This is a genomic window from uncultured Olsenella sp., assembly GCF_959602185.1.
Classification (GTDB): Bacteria; Actinomycetota; Coriobacteriia; order Coriobacteriales; family Atopobiaceae; genus Olsenella_I; species Olsenella_I phocaeensis.
This window is the reverse complement of record NZ_CAUGRZ010000006.1, coordinates 1-17,591: the sequence shown is the minus strand read 5'-3', so window position 1 is coordinate 17,591 and position 17,591 is coordinate 1. Positions and strand designations below refer to the sequence as shown.

Below are 17,591 nucleotides of genomic sequence, written 5' to 3'. Positions count from 1 at the left end.
CCTAGCCGTCCACCACGTCGCCGAAGCCGGGCGTGATGGGCCTGTTGATGCGATCGAGAAGCTCCTGCGGGCTGCTCGAGAGCGCCCAGTCGCGAAACGCCTGGAACTCGTCGCGAAGGCGTAGCCCCTCAAGATAGCGAATGGAGCGGTCGAGCTGGACGTGCGAGGGGCTCTGGGCCATGGTAATTCGGCGGGCGGAGCCGTAGCCGTCCGTGGAGAGGAAGCCCAGCTCTCGGAAGACCGAGATGCCGCACGACACGGCGCGCTCGTCCAACTGCGAGGCGGGATGGCGCAGGAGCGCCTCCTGGGCGAGGTCGGCGTTGGTGAGCCTCAGGCCCGTGGCCGCCGCCTGCCCGTCCGCGAGCTCGCGGAGCACCCGGTAGAGCGTCACGAGCTCCGAGCGCTCCGGGGCCGAGGCGGCGAGGATCCTCTCGTTGATGCGCGCGTCCCTGCCGCCGAAGAGCAGCCAGACGCAGGCGTCCTGGCCGTCCCTGCCCGCCCGGCCGCTCATCTGGTTGAACTCGATGGAGCCGAAGGGCATGTGGTAGAGCATCACGTTGCGGATGTCGGGCAGGTTGACGCCCTCGCCGAAGGCGCTCGTGGACACGATGCACTTGAGCTCGCCCGCACGGAAGGCGTCCTCGACCCTGCCGCGGTCGGCGCGGGTGAGGCCGGCGTTGTAGAAGGCGATGCGCCGCGCGAGCTCGGGGACGGCCTTACGCAGCATCCGCGCGAGCGAGACGGACTGCTCGCGCGAGTTGACGTAGACCACGGTCTTCATGCCCGTCGCGACGACCGAGACCAGGGCGCTGTCACGGTCGCGGAGCTCGCGGCAGTCGCGCACACGCAGGTTGTCGCGGACGCTCGCATCCACCACGACGTCGCGCTCGTCGATGGAGAGGAGCCGGCAGAGCTCGCGCGCGACCCCCGCCTGGGCCGTGGCGGTCACGGCCAGCGCGACGGGGTTCCCGAGCCGCTCCAACACCCGTGGGAGCTGGGCGTAGGCGCTGCGCCCGCCCGTCTCGCCCGCATGGTGGGCCTCGTCCACCACCACGAAGCCGACGCGCCCGGAGGAGGCGAAGCGGTCCGCGTGGATGGCCAGAAACTCGGGCGTGGTGAGGAGGACGTCCACCGCGCCGGATGCCAGGCCGCAGAAGACGTCGTCACGCTCGCCGCGGGAGCTCTCGCCCGTGAGGACGCGCACGCTCATGCCGAGCTTGGCGAAGGCGGCGGCGAGGTGGAAGGACTGGTCGCTCACCAGCGCGCGCAGCGGGTACACGAAGACGCTCGCCTTCCCGGCGCGGAGCGCCGAGATCGCGGCGTGCACGTGGAAGACGAGGGACTTGCCGCGGCCCGTCGCCATGACGCAGAGCGTGGAACGGCCGGCGGCGAGCCGGTCGAGAGCCGCGACCTGGGCCGGAAGGAGCTCGTGGTCGCCGATGAGGGAGCGCACCAGGCGCGCCCTCAGCTCGCCCGCGCCCAGCGAGGCGAGCTCGGCGCGCACGGACGAGGGGGCGCAGGCCGCGTCCCCTCCCGTCGGCTCGGTTCCGGCCACGCGCTCGAGGCGCAGGTTGACGCCCAGCGTGGGTCGGAGCTCGTCTCCCCCGGTGACGTCGAGCACGCGCGCCTCGTAGCGTCGTCCCGCGTCCACGTGGGGCGCGAGGGCGGCCGCTATCTGGCGGCGCAGGTAGCCGAGGCGCCTGCCCGAGCCGTCGAGCACCGCGATCGCGTTGGGGTCGTCGGGGTTCTGGGGCTCGCGCCCGAGCCGGAGGTCGTCGCCTGCGGAGAGGCCGCGCACAAGCTCCTGGCGCCCGGCAAAGCTCACGCCCATGAGCTTGGTCACGAAGCCCTGCGCCTCGGCGATGCCCGCGAACTCGTCGCGCGAGAGTATCTCGGACGCATGCGAGAAGAGCTCCTCGGCCACGCCGGCCTCCCCCTCACGGGCAGGCTCGGGCTCGTCGCGATAGAGGATGTCCTTCACCATGAGCTTGGGCTTCGTGCGGCCCTGCCAGGTCTCTGCCACGGGCTCGAAGACCAGGTCGACCGCGGCGTCGCAGTCGTTCGCGCGCTCGATGTCGGGCGCGCGGAACATGATCGCGGGAACCGAGGACATGCCGTCGGTGGCCACGAAGCGCAGGTGGCTGCCATCAGAGCCCACGCGGGCGCGGTTGCGCATGCTCACGCCGCGCACGCCCAGGAGCGGCTTCTTGTTGCCCTGGCCGAAGGGCTGCAACGTCTCAAGCGCCTCGATGTTGGGAACGGTCATCTCGGCCAGGTCCACCAGGGCGCAGACCTCCCCCCTGTCCTCGAACTGGGAGTCGGGGAGCTCCGCCATGACCTCCCCCAGGCGCACCCTGAAGGCGTCCAGGTTGGCGACGTCGCAGGTGACGCCCACGGCACCGGCATGCCCGCCGAAGCGGACGAGGAGGTCGGAGCACTGCTCCACGGCGCGGAAGAGGTCCACGGAGCCCACCGAGCGGCCAGAGCCGCGCGCGATGCCGTCCGAGATGGAGAAGACGATGGCGGGGACGTGGTAGCGGTTGGTCATGCGGCTCGCCACGATGCCCTTCACGCCCTCGTGCCAGCCCTCGCCCGAGACCACGACCACGCGGCCCCCGTCGAAGGAGGAGTCGACCTTGGCCATGGCCTCCTCAGTGAGCTGCGCCTCTATCTCGCGCCGCTCGGAGTTGACCTGCTCGAGGCGGGCGGCGAGCTGCTGGGCGCGCTCCAGGTCGTCGGTGAGCAGGAGCTCGAAGGCCACGTCGGTGGTGCCCATGCGTCCCGCCGCGTTGAGGCGGGGCACAAGAGAGAAGGGCAGCTGGTCGGAGGTGATCGTCGTCACGTCCACGCGGGCGGTGGCCGCCAGGGCGACGATGCCCGGGCGGGCCGCCTCGCGCATGCGGGAGATCCCGTCGGCCACGAGGGCGCGGTTCTCTCCCGAGAGGAGCATCATGTCTGACACCGTGCCCAGGGTCGCGACCTCGGTGTAGGAACGCCAGATGTCGGGGGCGCCCAGCCGCCGGCCCAGCTCCTGGAGGAGCTTGAGCGCGACGCCGGCCCCCGCAAGCTCGCGGCTCGGGCAGTCGTCGGCGAGCTTGGGGTCGGTCACGGGCACGCCCTCGGGCACAAGCTCGGCGGGCTCGTGGTGGTCCGTCACCACGACGTCGACGCCCTGTCCCACGAGCCAGGCGACCTCCTCGCGGGCGGCGATGCCGTTGTCCACCGTGACCACGAGGTCGGGGTCGCAGCCCTCGATCACGCGGCCCAGGGCCTCGCGGCTGAGCCCGTAGCCCTCGCCGAAGCGATGGGGTATGTAGGGGTGCACCTCCGCCCCAAGCTCGCGCAGGCCCAGGGTGAGGAGGGCCGTGGCGGACATGCCGTCCACGTCGAAGTCGCCGAATATCGCGACGGTCTGGCCCGTGCGGACGGCCCTCTCGATGCGACCCGCGGCGTCGGCCATGCCGGGGACGAGCAGGGGGTCGCACCAGTCGCGCGCGAGGGAGGGAGTGAGGAACGCCCGCGCCTCGTCGACGGAGGCGACGCCGCGCGCGGCCATGACGCGCGCCACCAGGGGCACAAGCCTCAGCTGCGACGAGAGCTCGCGCTCGAGGGCGGGGTTCGGGGCGCAGAGCTCCCAGCGCCGGCTGCCCATGAGCCCGGCCACGCTACTCGGCTTCCTTCGGGGCCGCCTGGGCGGCGGCCTCTCCGTACCTCTCCTCGAGCTTCCTCCACTTGGGCTCGCGCGTCTTCCAGATGGCCAGGAGCGGCGAGGCGACGGCGAAGCTGGAGTAGGTCCCCAAAAGCTCGCCCACCAGCATGGCGAAGGCGAAGTCCTTGAGGGTCGCGCCGCCCAGGGCGAGCATGGCCACGACGGGCACGAGCGAGGTGATCGTGGTGTTGATGGTGCGGACGATGACCTCGTTGATCGAGAAGTTGCAGATCTGGTAGTAGGTGCGGTGACGTGGGTCGCGCGGGCCCTTGGCGTTCTCGTTCATGCGGTTGAACTCGACCACCGTGTCATAGAGCGAGTAGCCCATGATCGTGAGGAGCGCCGCGACGACGTTGGGTGTGATCGCAATCTGAGTCCAGGCGTAGACGCCCACGATGATGAGCAGGTCGTGGACCAGCGCGACGACGGCCGTGATGGACATCTTGAACTCGTAGCGGATCGACACGAAGGCGATGATGGCCAGGATCGCCAGGCCGAAGGCCAGGGCGGAGGTGCGCGTCACGTCGGCGCCCCAGTCGGGCCCGATGGTGGTGACGGTGTAGTTCTGGTCGGTGAGCCCCAGGGCCTTGGCCGCCTCGGCGGCATGCTGGTTGGCGACGCTTGGGTCAACGGTGTCCGAACGCACCAGGAAGCCCGCGCTGCCGTCGCTCACGGTGGTCTGGACGGTGGGGTCCGCCTCGCCCGCGGCGGTGAGGGCGTCCCTCATCTGCTCTATCGCGAGCTCGCCGGTGCCGGTGAAGTCGACCTCGGTGCCCCCGCGGAACTCGATGCCGAAGACGAGGCCGCGCAGGGCGATGCCCAGCACGGCGAGGACGACCAGGGCGCAGGAGAGGCCCAGGAGCTGGCGGCGGTGCTGGATGAAGGGAATCTCGCGCTCGAAGTGGCTACGCACGGGCCACACCCCCCCTCTGGCGCTCCGCGTCCCCCTGGCCGGAGGCTGCCTCCTCGAGGTCCTGGGCTATGCCCCAGAAGCCGGGATGGCGCTGGATGGGGCCGAGGGCAAGGAGCCTGAGCGCCGGCGCCTTGAAGCAGAGCATGGTCACGACGTCGCAGGCGATGCCCAAGGCCAGGGTGAGGCCGAAGCCCTTGACGGGGCCCACGGCCACGAGGAAGAGGGCGAGGGCCGTGACCAGGGTGACGGCGTCGGCGTCGAGCGAGGTCAGGATGCCGTGCCGCGCGCCCGAGACGGCGGCGTTCTTGATGCTGCGGCCCATGCGGACCTCCTCCCTGAAGCGCTCGAGCACCAGTATCGAGGAGTCCGCGGCCGAGCCCGTGGTGAGCACCATGCCGGCAAGGCCGGGAAGCGTGAGCGCGAAGGCGCCGAAGCGCGAGAGCAGCGCGAGGAGTCCCAGGTAGAGCAGGGCGAAGACGGCGAGCGAGCCCATGGTGAGGATGCCCAGGCCGCGGTAGAAGAGGAAGAGGTAGACGACCACCGCGGCCACGCCCACGGCGATGGCCACGACGCCCTTCGAGAGGGAGTCCTGGCCCAGGGTGGGGCCCACCACGCGGCTCTCGGAGTAGGTCAGCGTGACGGGCAGCGAGCCGGAGTCGAGCACGGTCTTGAGCGACTTCGCCTGCTCGAGGGTGAAGTTGCCCGAGATCGAGACCTGGCCGCCCGTGATCTCGGACTGGACGGCGGGGGCGGAGTTCACGACGCCGTCGAGCACGATGGCGATGCGGCCCTTGTGCGGCGCGAGCTCGCGGGTGACATCGGCGAAGGCGGCCGAGCCCTCGGGGTCGAGGCTCAGGTTGACCACGTAGTCGCCGGTCGCCGAGGAGGAGCTCTGCGCCACGGCGGTGCTCGAGATGTGCGAGCCGTCGAGGAAGGCAGTGTAGCTCCCCTCTTCGAGCCGCACGCCCTCCGAGCCCGCGTTGAGCTTGGCCAGGGCGTCGGCGTCGCCTATCTCGTCCATGCGGACGAACTCGAGCTTGCCCGTCTGCCCGATGGTCTGGATGGCCGCCTGGGCGTCGGTGGCGCCCGGGATCTGGATCAGGATGGAGTTGGTGCCCTGCTGCTGGACGGAGGTCTCGGAGGCGCCGAGGGAGTTGACGCGGCTCTGGACGATGCTCGTGGCGGTGGCCATCTCGTCGGCGGTGGGGGCGGAGCCGTCGGGCTTCGAGGCCGCCATGATCACGGACACGCCCCCGCGGATGTCGAGGCCCTGCGTGATGCGCTCGCCCAGGGGCGTGAAGCCCACGGCGCAGGCGACGAGCAGGACCGCGAGGGCGACGAGGGTCCCCAGGTAGCGGCGGGCATGAGCGGACGCGTGCGGACCGGTGCCCCTTCCCTTGCGGCGGCGGTCGCGGCGGGGCTTCCCGCCCGCGGCCTCCGTGGCCTTCCACCGGTCCACGCCGCTGGCGCGCTCCGGGCTCTTCTCTTCCGACATCGGCACTCCCATCCCGGGGCGCAGGGCGCCCCTCTCAAAAAGTCAACCCCGTCATTCTAGCCCGACATGGGCGATGACGTGGAACGGGACCCCGGGAGGGCCGGGGAAGGGAGCTGGTCGGCAGCTCTCGACCGCAAAGCTGCCGACAAACGGAGGGCCAGGAGGTGTCCTTGCCCTCAAAGGGCGAATTGTCGGCAGCTCTCGCCTGACGAAGCGCCGACGAGCGTCGAGGCGCGCCCGTCCGAGCCCCTCCCCTACCAGTCCCTGGCGGCGGGGAGCTCGTCCCAGCGGGACACGAAGGAGGCGTACTCTCCCCTAATGATGGCCTCGCGGGCGCGTCGCATGAGGTCCAGCAGGTAGTGGACGTTGTGCATGGAGAGCAGGATGGAGCCCAGCATCTCGTCCTGCTTGACCAGGTGGCGGATGTAGGCGCGGGAGTAGCCGCCCGTGCAGACGGGACAGCCGCAGGCCGGGTCGATGGGGCCGTGGTCGCGGGCGAAGCGGGCGTTCCTGAAGTTGAGGCGCCCCTCGCTGGAGAAGGCCGTCCCGCTGCGCGCGGTGCGGGTGGGCAGCACGCAGTCGAACATGTCGATGCCGCACTCGACGCCGTGGACCAGCGTGGTGGGGTTGCCCACGCCCATGAGGTAGCGGGGCTTGCCCTTGGGCATGTGCTCACTGGCGAGGGGCGCCAGGGTCTCGAACATGAGCTCGTGGCTCTCGCCCACCGAGTAGCCGCCGATGCCGTAGCCCGGGAAGTCCCCCATGGACTCGAGCCTCTCGAGCGAGCGCAGGCGCAGGTCCATGTGCATGCCGCCCTGGACGATGCCGAAGAGCGCCTGGTCCTCGCGCCGGTGCGCCTTCCAGCAGCGCTCGGCCCACATGCTCGAGAGGTCGACGGCCCGCTCGACGAAGCGGCGCGTCGCGGGGTAGCCCGGGCACTGGTCGAGCTGCATCACGATGTCGGCACCCAGCTCCTCGGCCATGCGCATGTTGGACTCGGGCGTCCAGTGCACGTAGGAGCCGTCGTAGTCGACGGTGCGGAAGGTCACGCCCTCGTCGCTCAGCCTCACGTTGGAGCCGTGGCTGAAGACCTGGAAGCCGCCCGAGTCGGTGAGGATGGGGCCGTGCCACTGCATGAACTCGTGCAGGCCGCCCATCTCGGCCACGAGCCCGGTGCCCGGGCGCTGCGAGAGGTGGTAGGTGTTGGCGAGGAGGATCTTGGTGCCCAGCTGCTCGAGGTTCTGGGGGAGGAGCCCCTTCACCGTGGCCTTGGTGCCCACGGGCATGAAGATGGGCGTGGGGACGTCCCCGTGTGGGGTGTGCAGCACGCCTGCCCGGGCGTGCGTCTGGGGGTCCTCGGCCACGACGTTGTAGCTGAACCACTTGTCCTTGGGCACTGCGGCCTCGCTCATCTGCGTTCCTCTCGCCTTGCTCCTCGTGGGCCCTGGCCGTGGCCTGCTCCGCGGACGGCGGCGGCCAGCGCAGGCGCGTCCTGAGCCACGGCGCGCCCGTGCGACCCACCCGCCTGCGCCACGGCAACGACCCCGGTGCCCTCACAAAAAAGAGCCCGGCTGGATGCCGGGCTCGCTTGGGTCCGATTCCCTGGGAGCGAGTCTACTCGCCGAAGAGGCTCTCGTCGCCGTCCTTGATGCCGAGGAGGCCGCCCAGGGCGTCCTGCTCGTCGGGGCCGTCGCAGCTGATCTCGACCTTGGTGCCAGTGCCCAGACCAGCGGCCAGAATCATCATGATGGACTTGGCGTTGACGGGAGCGGTGCCCTTGTCGACGTCCTTGATGGTGACGGCGCTCTGGTACTGCTTGGCAACCTGAACGAACTGGGAGGCCGGACGCGCGTGAAGGCCAGTCGCGCTGACGATCGTCACTTGCTTGGAAACCATTGTGCTCTCCTTTGACATCATGCAGGGTTGCCCCGGCGGGACCTGCTTACGGACTCATACTAGCAAAACATTCAGGCTCATGGATAAGCCATGGGTCTGAATTTGGCATGGCGTTGGGACCCCTCCGCGCGGAAATCCTCCCCTGGCGTGCCGGCCGACGCCCGTGCGCCCCCCGAGTCCCGCCTCGGGGAAGTTCGCCGCAAAGCGCTGATTGTGGGCAGATGGCCGGGCGCGCGTTGCCAGCGCAGGACCATGGGGCAGAATGAGGGGATATGAGGAGCTGTCGGGGACACCCGTCCCCTGACCGGAAAGGAGCTCGCCATGGCTGACGAGCCCAACACTGAGCACTATGAGGCCCGAGGGATGCGGGAGGCACCCGGCACCCAGGAGCCCATCGAGACCATCTCCCCCGAGGACGCCCAGGAGGGCGAGGGCGAGAATGGCGCCGGCCTCTCGGTCGCGGCAAGCACCGCGCGCGAGGCCGGCAGGTCGCTGCGCGAGGGGCTCGAGGCGATTCGCAACGTTCGCGCCGCGTCGCGCGAGCACTCCGCCGGCCGCGAGCGCGCCAAGGCGCTCAGGGAGCAGATCGAGGAGGACGGCGCCCGCCTGGGCCACCGCGACGAGGTCGAGGCCGACTACCAGGGCATCGTCCAGCGCCAGGGCGACGCGCTGGCCCAGCTCGACCGCCAGCTCGCCGAGCTCGCGGACGCCTGCCAGGCCGCCTCGGCCCGACGCGACCAGCTCCAGCAGCAGCTCGACGAGCTCAGGCGGGACAACGAGGAGCGCCTCAGACCCTACCGAGAGCTCATGGAGTCGACCAAGGGACGTTCCGACGACACCGCGCGCTCGCTCTCTGACATCAGGCGCGCCGTCAAGAACGCCGACGCGCAGATGGCCGACGCCGTGAAGAAGCGCGAGCAGCGCATCGCGGCCGCCAACCGGGCGGTTGACAGCGCCAAGGACCGCCTCCAGAAGATCGAGGCGGAGTTCAGTGCCCTGCAGAAGGACGGCAACGCCGCCCCCGCCGCCCTGGGCAAGCTGCAGGGCGAGGTCGTGGCCGAGCAGGCCCACCTGGGCGCCGCCCGCGACGAGGTCACCCGCGTCACCGCCGAGTGCCAGCAGCTCGTGGACAACGCCCAGACCCACCTCTGGACCCAGAAGCAGTCGCTCGAGACCGTGGAGCGCCAGAACGAGGACGCCCGCAAGGAGGCGGACGCGCGGCGCGAGGAGTTCGAGGGCATGAACAACGAGGCACTCACCGCCGAGAAGGGGCTCGAGGAGCAGATGTCCGCAGCGAAGGCGGAGCTCGACGAGGGAGAGGGGCGCGCCGCCAAGCTCCGCGAGGAGCGCGAGGCGGAGCAGGCCGTCCTCGACGACGCCAACCAGATCCACGCCACGCCGGAGCTCACGGCCCAGCTGCGCGCCGACGTGGCCGAGGCGAAGGGCGAGCTGGAGCGCCAGGAGGCGGAGGTGGCCCGTCTCGCCAGCACGGAGCGCCACCTGCGCGAGACCACCCGCGCCAAGCGCTTGCTCTTCCTGGGCGTGGTGCTCGCGGCGCTCGTCGTGCTCGTCGTGCTGCTGGCCGTGCTGCTCCCCCGCTAGGGGCGGCAGGAGGCCCGCTAGGGGCGGTAGGAGGCGGTTCTCGCCCGAGGGTGGAGACACCAAAAGCTGAACGCCCGCGCAGGCCATTCCTGGTTTGCGCGGGCGTTCTGTGTTTGGACAGGTGGACGAGGTTTTGCGCGCAGGTCGTGCGTGGATTGCGCGCCGCGACCGCCTTTCGCGCTGCAGCCAAACCCGCGACCAAGGGGGCGTTCCCTCTCGCCCGCCATCCCCCTAGCCCGCGCTTGCCCGCTAGAGGATCAGCATCGCGTCGCCAAAGCTCAGGAAGCGGTAGCGTTCGTCCATGGCGGCCTGGTAGACAGACATGATCTGCTCGCGGGTGGCGAAGGCCGAGACCAGCATCATGAGCGTCGAGCGGGGCACGTGGAAGTTGGTGATCATGGCGTCGACCACGTGGAAGGTCGAGCCTGGCATGAGGTAGAGGTCGGTGGTGGCGTCGCACCTCTCCACCAGGTCTCCCCTGCCCAGGGCCGCGGCAGAGTCGGCCGCGGCCTCGAAGCGGCGGGCCATCATCGCGGGAGCCGCCGCAGGGGCGCCGGCGTCGAAGGCACTCTCGAGCGAGCGGACCGAGGTCGTGCCCACGGCCACCACGCGATGCCCCGCCGCCTTGGCCGCGTGCACCGCGTCGACGACGTCCTGGCCCACGTGATAGCGCTCGGTGTGCATGACGTGCTGGGTGGGGTCGTCCTCCTCCACCAGTCGGAAGGTGTCGATGCCCACCTCGAGCTCGACGTTTGCCCAGTTGACACCCTTGTCGCGGAGGAGCCCCATGAGCTCGGGGGTGAAGTGCAGCCCCGCCGTGGGCGCCGCGGCCGAGTGCTCCTCCCGCATGGCGTAGACGGTCTGGTACTTCTCGGGGTCGCCCTCGTACTCCGTGATGTAGGGCGGCAGGGGCACGTGGCCCGCCTTGTGGATGGCGGCATCAAGGGTGAGGCCCGCGGCGGGGACGAAACGCAGGAGGCGCCCGCCGCGGTTCTCGTCCAGGTAGTCGATGACCTCGCCCGTGAGCACGACCGGCCAGTCCTGGGGCGCGTGGATGCCGCCCTCGCGATACTCGACCACGGCCCCCTGCTTCAGGCGCTTGCCCGGCTTGACCAGGCACTCCCAGACGCCGCCCAGCGGGTCCAGGTCCTCGCGGCGTCTGAGCAGGAGGGTCTCGGCCACGCCGCCGGTGCCGCGCTTGTGGCCCATGAGGCGCGCGGGCAAGACGCGGGTCTTGTTGGCGACGAGGAGGTCGCCGGGCTCGAGGTAGTCGAGGACGTCGGTGAAGCGGCGGTGCCCGACGGAACCGTCCTCGCGGTCGAGGACGAGGAGGCGGCAGGAGTCGCGGGGCTCCGCGGGGGCCTGGGCGATGAGCTCGTCGGGAAGGGGGTAGTCGAAGTCGTCGGTGCGCATGGGCATGCTGGTTCCTTGCTGTTGGCGCCGGCGCCGGCGGAGGGCCGGCGAGCCGCGTGGGTCGTGGCGGGGAGATTATAGGGTGCCGGCGCGTGCGTTGTGTGTCGGAGGGAGCGGCGTGCCGGGGCTGCTGCGGCGCGGGCTGCGGCGACTGCGCTGCGGCGCGGACTGCGGAGGCGCGGGCGCCCATTTCGCACATGGCGCGTTACTCACATCCTGCTTGCCGCGCGCGGTGGCCGATGTGGGTGGTTCTCGCCTACATGCGAACCGGAGTTCCGCCCACTTCGGCACTCCCGCAGCGCATGGCTACCCACTTCGCTGTTCCCATGACACCGTGGCCACACACTTCTCGCCTCTCGCGCGAGCGGCTCGATGTGGGTGGTTCCGCATGGCAGGCCACCCCGAAAACCACCCACTTCGCAAGTCCCGCAGCATCGCAGCAACCCACTTCTCGCCTCCCGTGGCGGGCTCGCGCCTCCCGCGGCGGGCTCGCGTCTCCCGCGGCAGGCGCCAAGCCCCCACGCGTCGCGCAAAGGCAAAGCCCCAGGCGAGAATGTCCCCGGCCTAGCCCGGGAAGTACTCCGGGGGCGCGACCACCAGCCTGCCCTCGCGCCGGGCAGCGCGGGCGGCCTTCCGGGCGTCGCGGGCGCGCTGCCGCTCCATGGCAGCCTCGGCCGAGGAGAAGCGGCAGCCACAGTAGTTCTGGCGGTACATCCCCAGCTCGCGGGACTCGATCGTCGCCTCGGCGTAGTGCGGGCGGAAGTCTCGCCAGACGGCCGTGAGCCCGTTGGCCCGGGCAAGGTCGAGCAGCACGTCCTCGCAGGCGTCGAAGAGCTGGTAGGGAGAGACCGCCAGCGTGGTCGAGACGTACTCGAAGCCGCGCTCTCGGGCGACACGACAGGACTCCGCCAGGCGCAGGGCATAGCAGGACCTGCAGCGGCGCTCGCGGTCGAAGCCCGCGGGAGCGACGCCCCTCTCCCATGCCCCTCGGTCGTCACCAGCGACGACGACTTCCACGTGGGCGACGTCACGCGCCCAGTCGAGAAGCGTCCTCAGCCTGCGGTCGTGCTCCGCCACCGGCTGGATGTTGGGGTTGGACCAGCAGATCGTGGGCTCGAAGCCATCCTCGCGCAGGAGCCGCAGCGGCTCCAGCGAGCAGGGCCCACAGCACGCGTGCAGGAGGAGCGGTACGCCTCTGCCGTCCGTCGCCATCGCCCCCCTACCCCGCCAGCGTGTCGAGGGCGAGCTGGCGCCACTCCACGCCGCCCATGGCATCGTGCGCCAGGACGTTCACGTGCGTGAAGCCGCAGTCGATCGCCGAGGCCACCGCCACGTCGAAGCCGCCGTCCAGGAGCTCGGGCTGGTGGGCGTCCGCGCTGATCAAAATCTCCCCGCCGAAGTCGTGCAGGGCCCTCAGAAGCTCGTGTCTCGGATAGAGCTCCGCCTTGCGCCCGCGGTTGACGGCACCGCAGTTGATCTCGAAGGGGACGCCCTGCCCCACCAGGCACTCCATGGCCTCGAGCGCGGGGCCGAGGTAGGCGGGGCTCGTCTCGTCCACATAGCGCATGGAGTCGTTGAAGCGCGTCACCAGGTCGAAGTGTCCCACGAAGTCGCAGTTGGTGCGGTCGTGCACCTGCGCCTCGAGCTCGTAGTAGGCACGGCAAAGCGCGAGCCAGTCCCCGTCGAAACAGCCCTCGCAGAGCTCGCGCAGCTGCTCCTCGCTGCTGTCCACGCTCATGGGGAAGGGCGTCTGCACATCCAGGAAGTGGGTGGAACCGATGACGTACTCGGCGCCCGGGCAGCAGGCGGGATCGTAGAGGTTGTCCAACTCGACGCCCATCAGGATGTCGATGCGCCCTGCGTACTTCCGCTGCAGACGCCTGACCTCGGCCGTGTAGGCGGGCCAGTCCATGTGGATCTCTGGGTCCATGTGGCCCGAGAACCCCAGTTGCTCGAAGCCCTTGCCCAGGGCCGCCTCGACCACCTGCTCGGCCGAGGCGCTGCCGTCGCAGAAGGTGGTGTGGGTGTGGAAGTTCGCGCGCAGCTTGGACATGGCCGTCCTCTCGGTCGTCGCGGGGTCGGCCCTGCGGCCGCTCCTCCAGTCTATCCCAAGCGGCAGCGGCTATCCCAAGCGGCAGTGGCTATCCCAAGCGGTAGTGGCCGACGATGCGCCCCCAGTCGTCCAGCCGGTCCTCCTCGTAGCGCAGTTGCAGGGGACCCCAGTGGTGAATGACGAAGGGCATGCCGTCCGAGCGCCGCCGGTCAGAGACCACGCCCACATGCCCCTCCCACATCACGACATCCCCACCCTGCCAGGCGGCCACGTCGGAGAGGTCCGTCGTGAGGACCTGCGCGTTCCGCTCGAAGTAGAGGGTGAGCACCTGCGTGCGGCGGAAGTCGATGTCGGGGTCGGGCGCGGCGATGCCGTATGCCTCGGGATGCGCGTCGACGTCCGCCGCCACGAGAGCGCGCAGGTCGATGCCCGCCCCGAGGAGCGCCCGCGCAACCACGTCGGTGCAGACGCCACAGCCGTCGTCCGGCCAACCTCCCGCGTAGTAGCGGCTCTGGTAGCGCGGCCGCGTCGCCACGTATGCGCGCGCGGACTCGAGGATGTCGGTCTGGTCGTCCACGCCGTCCGCGTCCGTGTCGCGGGGGCTTTGGTAGCGCTCGATGCCCAGCTCCTCGCTGGAGTGGCTGGGGTGCGGGACATAGTTGAGCTGCCAGGCAAGGAACAGGGCGCAGGCGAGAGTTGCCACGGCCGCCGCGGTGACGACCATCCGCCCGCGTCCGTGCCTACGCATGTCGTCACCTCCCTGATGCGGACGGAGCCCCCTCTCGCCTTGCGCCGTCCCTGTTGTCACCATCCCCTGACGTGCCATTCTCGCCTTGATTCTATATGCAGGCGAGAGAAGCCGCCCCTTCCGTGCCGTCGTGCACGCGGCTACGCACGTCTGTCGCCGTCGTGCACGCGGCTACGCACGCGCCAAAAATCCTTCACGCTCGAACGCACAATGCCGTCCTCCAGCAACTGGGCAAACGCAGCAGGCGACGTGCGCAAAAGCGTGCTCGTTGCCGGTGGGTGTGCGCAACGGCGTGCTCGACGCCAGCGGCGCGCATGGACGCGTGCTCCGACGACCGATGCGCCCTGGCACCCCGGTACGCCCTGGCACCCCGGCACGCCACGGCACCCCGGTGCCCACCCGCGACCGCGCCGCCGCCCCGGCGCGTTGTGGGATACTGCAGGGGTTACACAGCAGCCACAAGCAAAGGAACTCCCACATGGCAGCAGAGCGCGAGGCCCTCGAGGCCGCCCGTCCCACCTTCCCCCGCCGCGCGGTCATCACCGGCGGCATGCCCTACGGCAACAAGAACCTGCACTTCGGCCACATCGGCGGCGTCTTCGTTCCCGCGGACTTCTTCGCCCGCTTCCTGCGCGACCGCATCGGCGCCCAGAACGTGCTCTTCGTCTCGGGCACCGACTGCTATGGCTCCCCCATCATGGAGGGCTACCGCAAGCGCGTGGCCGAGGGCTACCAGGGGACGATTGTGGACTACGTGGGAGAGAACCACGACGCGCAGAAGTCCGCGCTCGACGCCTACGGCATCAGCCTCGACCTCTTTGCCGGCTCTGGCCTCGAGCCCGCCCGCGAGTTCCACGAGCGCCTCACCGCCGAGCTGATCCGCCGCCTGCACGACCGCGGCTACCTGCATAAGATGAGCACCCGCCAGTTCTATGACGTGGAGGCCGGGCAGTTCCTCAACGGTCGCCAGGTCCAGGGCCGCTGCCCCGTCCGCGGCTGCAAGAGCGAGAAGGCCTACGCCGACGAGTGCGACCTGGGCCACCAGTTCGACCCCGAGGAGCTCATCAGCCCCGTGTCCCAGCTCACCGGCACCACGCCCGAGCTGCGCCCCGTCGACAACTGGTACTTCGACCTGCCCGCCTTCGAGGGCGAGCTCAAGGCCCTCATGGACGAGTGGGACCTCGACGAGCAGGTCAGGCCCATCGTCACCAAGACCGTGCGCGAGTCGCTCGTGGCCCCCGTGATCTACGTGCAGGACAAGTTCCGCGCCGCCTTCGACTCCGCGCGCGACCAGCTCCCCGACCACACCCTGCGCGAGGCCGAGAAGGGCCAGCAGTCCTTCTCCGTCGAGTTCTCGCGCTGGCAGGACCGCGACGAGGCGCGCGGCATCCTGGAGGCCGCCGGCGTGCGCTTCCGCACGGGCAAGTGCCTGCTGCCCTTCCGCATCACCGGCAACATCGAGTGGGGCGTGCCCGCGCCGGAGCTCGAGGGCGTGGGCAGCCTCACCGTCTGGTGCTGGCCCGAGAGCCTCTGGGCCCCCATCAGCTTCACCCAGGCCGCCCTGGCCACGAGCGACGAGGGCCGCTACTCCAGCCGCGACTGGCGCGACTGGTGGTGCGACGACGACGCCCGCGTCTACCAGTTCATCGGCCAGGACAACATCTACTTCTACTGCGTGGCACAGCCGGCGCTCTGGAAGGCGCTCGACTGGGGGCTCTTCCAGGACACGCCCGTGGCCAACTACCACATCCTGTTCATGAACAAGAAGGCCTCCAGCTCGGGCAAGGTCAAGCCGCCCATGGCCGCCGAGCTGCTCGACAACTACACCCCCGAGCAGCTGAGGTGCCACTGGCTGAGTCTGGGCCTGGACCAGAAGGCCGTGAGCTTCTCTCCCAAGCCCTATGACACCAGCGTGAGCCACAAGGACAAGAGGACCGGCGAAGACGTCCTGGTCAAGGACGACCCGCGCGTGGTGGACCCCGCCCTCAAGGAGAGCGCCTTCCTCACCAACATCTTCAACCGCCTGGCGCGCAGCTGCCTCTACGGCGCGCAGAACGTCTGCGGCGGTAGGCTGCCCTCCGTCGAGGCGGACGCCGAGGTCGTGGCCGCCTGTCGCGAGGCGACGCTGGCCTTCGAGCGCTGCGCCCACGGCTTCGATGCCCACGGGGCGCTGGGCGTGGCCGAGGAGTTCGCCCGCACGGCCAACAAGCGCTGGGGTGACGAGTCCAAGGCCGCCAAGGGTGACGACGCCGCCTACGAGCACGCGCTCGCCAACGCCTTCGCGGCGCTGCGCACGACGACCCTGCTCATGCACCCCGCGGCGCCCTTCGGCTGCGAGCGCATCTGCAAGCGCCTGGGCTTCGCCGCGGCGGACTTCTTCAGCTGGGAGAACGCCTTCCTGACGCCGGCCCAGCTCGCCGAGGCACTAGGCGAGAGGCCCTCCGAGCACGAGCTCGTGCCGCTGCCTCCCCGCTTCGACTTCTTCGAGAGGCACGAGAGCCAGGGCAGGTAGGCCACGCCGAGCGGAAGGCCACCGAAAGCCGTCACCCCCTGCACGGGGCGCTTCGGAGCGCGACCGTCACCTTGCGGAAGGCGGCGGTCGCGCTCCTCTCACCTAGAATCTGGGCAGCCACGCAGCCAGGAGGAGCTTCCATGAGCAACGACGCACCCGCCCTGCCCGAACGTCACGTCCCCCGCCCCTACGCACGTCCCACGGCGCCGCTGGATAGACGTCTGCAGGTCAAGACCCCCGACGGCGCGCGGATATCTGCCTTCTGCTACGCGCCGGCCGCCGACGCCGCCGTCACCGCGAACGCCGCCACGCCGGGTGTCTTGCCGGTCCTCATGCTCCATGGCAACGGAGAGGAGCACGGCATCTTCGGCGTCCTCGTCGACGCCCTCGTGGCCTGCGGACGCCCCGTGGTCGCCGTCGACTCGCGCGCCCAGGGCACGAGCACGCGCGGGACGGCGCAGCTCACCTACGAGCTCATGGCGGACGACGCGCTCGCCGTCCTCGATACCGCCGGACTCGCGCGCGTCCACGTGCTGGGCTTCTCGGACGGCGCGATCGAGGGGCTGCTGCTCGCGCGCGACCACGCGGAACGCATCGCGTCCCTCACGTCCGTGGGCGCCAACCTCTCTCCCGAGGGAATCCCCGGCAACGACGAGCTGGCGGAGGCCGCGGGCGAGTGGGAGGCCTGGGCGACGGCGGGTGACGAGTCCGCCCTCTACGAGGACGGAACGCCCGCCCCCAGCCGCAGGCAGGCGACCCAGATGGCGGAACTCCTCCGGCTCATGCTGGTCGAGCCGCACATCGAGGCAGAGAGCCTGGGACGGATCTCCTGCCCCTGCTGCGTGATGGCAGGCGAGCTCGACCAGATTCCCGCGGACGAGACCCGCCTCATCGCGCGCTCGATACCCGGCTCGCGCCTGGCCTTCGTCGCGGACGCCGACCACACCCTTCCCAAGGTCGCCCCCGAGGCTGTCCTGCGCGAGCTCCTGGTGACGATTGCCGAGGCCGAGCAGGGCGTCGATTGGTCGCAATTTCCCCGCAGCGTCCAACGCGTCTGAGCGGTTCCGGTGACCTGGGACGTTGCGAGCGCCCCAGACGCGTTTGACGCTTTCGGATGGGATTCGCACGTGTTGGACGCCATCGGGCACGACGTGTGCGCAGAGCCGCTGTTCTCTATGCCACTTCCTGAACCTTAGCTCCTTCTCTATGCCACTTCCTGAACCTCGGCTCCTTCTCTATGCCACTTCCTG

General features: G+C 70.3%; 12 protein-coding genes. 3 read left to right on the top strand and 9 right to left on the bottom strand.

All coding sequences use genetic code 11. The annotated features are described in order from the left end of the window. Position 1: 1 nt before the first annotated feature. The 5 genes from recJ to Q5923_RS05400 all read right to left on the bottom strand — a co-directional run bounded on the left by recJ (position 2) and on the right by Q5923_RS05400 (position 8,013). Complete coding sequence (gene recJ / locus Q5923_RS05420; protein WP_303132803.1) at positions 2-3,652, bottom strand: single-stranded-DNA-specific exonuclease RecJ; 3,651 nt, start codon at positions 3,650-3,652, stop codon at positions 2-4. A 13-nt stretch (positions 3,653-3,665) separates the two neighbouring features. Further along, positions 3,666-4,622, bottom strand: a complete 957-nt coding sequence (secF, locus tag Q5923_RS05415) for a protein translocase subunit SecF (RefSeq protein WP_303132656.1) — start codon at positions 4,620-4,622, stop codon at positions 3,666-3,668. Then, positions 4,615-6,117: a protein translocase subunit SecD gene (gene secD, locus Q5923_RS05410; RefSeq protein ID WP_303132654.1), complete on the bottom strand. Its 1,503-nt coding sequence runs from the start codon at positions 6,115-6,117 to the stop codon at positions 4,615-4,617. The genes secF and secD overlap by 8 nt, the downstream gene beginning before the upstream one ends. Positions 6,118-6,371: 254 nt before the next feature. Then, positions 6,372-7,529 carry a tRNA guanosine(34) transglycosylase Tgt gene (gene tgt / locus Q5923_RS05405; RefSeq protein ID WP_303132652.1) on the bottom strand — a complete coding sequence of 386 codons (1,158 nt, stop codon included), beginning with the start codon at positions 7,527-7,529 and terminating at the stop codon, positions 6,372-6,374. Positions 7,530-7,731: 202 nt separating this feature from the next. Continuing rightward, positions 7,732-8,013, bottom strand: a complete 282-nt coding sequence (locus Q5923_RS05400) for an HPr family phosphocarrier protein (protein ID WP_303132650.1) — start codon at positions 8,011-8,013, stop codon at positions 7,732-7,734. A gap of 321 nt (positions 8,014-8,334) precedes the next feature. Here Q5923_RS05400 and Q5923_RS05395 point away from each other — a divergent pair, with 321 nt between their 5' ends. Further along, complete coding sequence (locus tag Q5923_RS05395) at positions 8,335-9,615, top strand: hypothetical protein (RefSeq protein WP_303132648.1); 1,281 nt, start codon at positions 8,335-8,337, stop codon at positions 9,613-9,615. Positions 9,616-9,864: 249 nt separating this feature from the next. On the opposite strand, the gene queA is transcribed toward Q5923_RS05395, so the two are convergent. The 4 genes from queA to Q5923_RS05375 form a co-directional block, all read right to left on the bottom strand. After that, complete coding sequence (gene queA, locus Q5923_RS05390) at positions 9,865-11,028, bottom strand: tRNA preQ1(34) S-adenosylmethionine ribosyltransferase-isomerase QueA (protein WP_303132802.1); 1,164 nt, start codon at positions 11,026-11,028, stop codon at positions 9,865-9,867. Between the two features lie 564 nt (positions 11,029-11,592). Next, positions 11,593-12,240, bottom strand: a complete 648-nt coding sequence (locus tag Q5923_RS05385) for an epoxyqueuosine reductase QueH (protein WP_303132647.1) — start codon at positions 12,238-12,240, stop codon at positions 11,593-11,595. Positions 12,241-12,247: 7 nt separating this feature from the next. Next, positions 12,248-13,081: a histidinol-phosphatase gene (locus Q5923_RS05380; protein WP_303132645.1), complete on the bottom strand. Its 834-nt coding sequence runs from the start codon at positions 13,079-13,081 to the stop codon at positions 12,248-12,250. A gap of 88 nt (positions 13,082-13,169) precedes the next feature. Then, positions 13,170-13,829 carry a DUF1287 domain-containing protein gene (locus tag Q5923_RS05375; RefSeq protein WP_303132643.1) on the bottom strand — a complete coding sequence of 220 codons (660 nt, stop codon included), beginning with the start codon at positions 13,827-13,829 and terminating at the stop codon, positions 13,170-13,172. Positions 13,830-14,307: 478 nt separating this feature from the next. On the opposite strand from Q5923_RS05375, the gene Q5923_RS05370 reads away from it, so the two are divergent. Together Q5923_RS05370 and Q5923_RS05365 are read left to right on the top strand one after the other, a co-directional pair. Then, positions 14,308-16,341, top strand: coding sequence for a class I tRNA ligase family protein (locus tag Q5923_RS05370; protein WP_303132642.1), 2,034 nt, complete (start codon positions 14,308-14,310; stop codon positions 16,339-16,341). A gap of 140 nt (positions 16,342-16,481) precedes the next feature. Then, positions 16,482-17,399 carry an alpha/beta fold hydrolase gene (locus Q5923_RS05365; protein ID WP_303132640.1) on the top strand — a complete coding sequence of 306 codons (918 nt, stop codon included), beginning with the start codon at positions 16,482-16,484 and terminating at the stop codon, positions 17,397-17,399. Positions 17,400-17,591 lie beyond the last annotated feature (192 nt).